The 1,665-nt window shown below is 63.5% G+C and carries 2 protein-coding genes; both read left to right on the top strand.

Translation table 11 applies throughout. The features are described 5' to 3' along the window. Positions 1–91 precede the first annotated feature (91 nt). Entirely contained in the window at positions 92–916 is an 825-nt protein-coding gene (locus tag EOA60_RS31935) for an ABC transporter permease (RefSeq protein WP_067319992.1), read from the top strand. 117 nt (positions 917–1,033) lie between these two features. Further along, positions 1,034–1,665 (top strand): NAD(P)-dependent oxidoreductase (locus EOA60_RS31940; protein ID WP_164899732.1); only part of this gene is annotated, 632 nt, incomplete at its 3' end.

Here is a 1,665-nt window from a genome sequence, read left to right on the forward strand (position 1 = left end):
GTGTCGCGGCGCTGGTCTTCCTTGTGCTGGCCATCCTGTCCTCGGTCGCCACCGGCTATATCCAGCGCTCGCTCGGGCGCAGGGAGGCTCGATGAGCGTCAGCCAGGCTATTGCGGTTGACAGGCCACCGCCCCGGGCTCGCGGCTGGCCGCGCGTGCGCATCATAGGCTACGCGCTGGTCTGCCTCTGGGGCCTTTTCGGCATCGGCATCGTGGCCTATCTGGTCCACGCCTGGAACGCCGATTTCTTCGCCAGATACGCGCCGGCCTATCTGCAGGGGCTCGCAACCACCCTGTCGCTGGTCTCCGTTTCGATGGTGGCGGGCGCTATTCTCTCGTTGCCGGTTGCCTACGGCCGGATGTCCAAGAACCGCATCCTTTCCGGATTGGCTTATTGCTACGTCTACTTCTTCCGCGGCACCCCGCTGCTCGTGCAGACCTACCTCGTCTATTACGGCATCGGCTCGTTCCGCCCCGAGCTGCAAACCGTCGGACTATGGTGGTTCTTCCGCGAGGCGTTCTACTGCGGCGTCTTTGCCTTTTCGCTCAACACCGCCGCCTATCAGGCAGAGATCCTGCGCGGCGCCATCGAAAGCGTTCCGCGGGGCCAGTGGGAAGGCGCGGCCTCGCTCGGCCTGCACAAGCTGCAGACGCTGCGCAAGGTGATCATGCCGCAGGCGATCATCGTGGCGCTGCGGCCTTACGGCAACGAGCTCATCCTGATGATCAAGGCTTCCGCGATCGTCGCCATCATCACCGTCTACGACCTGATGGGCAACGCGAAGCTCGCCTACGCAAAATCCTTCGACATCCAGGCCTATATCTGGGTGGCGATCGTCTACCTGGTGCTGGTCGAGATCCTGCGTCACGGCGTCGAATGGATCGAACGCCGGATCACCATTCACCTCAAACGATAGAGCGTCGTCAGCGGACGGGCCTGCACCAGTCGATGCGGCTTTGCGCGCCTTGACGAAAATTTCGCATAGCCTAGACCTTCCGCCACTGAAACCTCTGTTTTGTTGGAAGGCAGGCTTATGGCATCGGTTGCATTTCTCGGTCTTGGCGTCATGGGCTATCCGATGGCCGGGCACCTCAGGAACAAGGGCGGCCACGACATCACCGTCTATAACCGCACGACCGCCAAGGCCGAACAATGGGTCGCCCAGCATGGCGGCAGACTGGCGCTGACACCGGCCGAGGCGGCCGAAGGCAAGGATTTCGTCTTCTCCTGCGTCGGCAATGACGACGACCTGCGCTCGGTGACGACAGGCGCGAGCGGCGCCTTCGCCGCCATGAAGACGGGCTCGGTCTTCATCGACAACACGACAGCCTCGGCCGAAGTCGCGCGCGAATTGGCCCAAGCCGCCGACAAGGCCGGCTTTTCCTTCCTCGATGCGCCGGTGTCGGGCGGCCAGGCGGGCGCCGAGAATGGCGTGCTGACCGTCATGGTCGGCGGCGAGCAGGCCGCCTTCGACAAGGCCAGGCCGGTCATCGATGCCTATGCCCGCATGGTCGGGCTGATGGGACCGGCGGGCGCCGGCCAGCTCACTAAGATGATCAACCAGATTGCCATTGCCGGCCTCGTCCAAGGGCTGGCCGAAGGCATCCATTTCGGCAAGAAGGCCGGGCTCGACATCGACAAGGTCATCGAGGTGATCTCCAAGGG

Origin of the sequence: Mesorhizobium sp. M1A.F.Ca.IN.020.06.1.1, from assembly GCF_004023265.1 — a bacterium.
Lineage (GTDB): Bacteria > Pseudomonadota > Alphaproteobacteria > Rhizobiales > Rhizobiaceae > Mesorhizobium.

Excerpts from the sequence above, each read along its gene's own strand:
- EOA60_RS31935 (WP_067319992.1), top strand. The coding sequence starts at position 92 with ATGAGCGTCAGCCAGGCTATTGCGGTTGACAGGCCACCGCCCCGGGCT.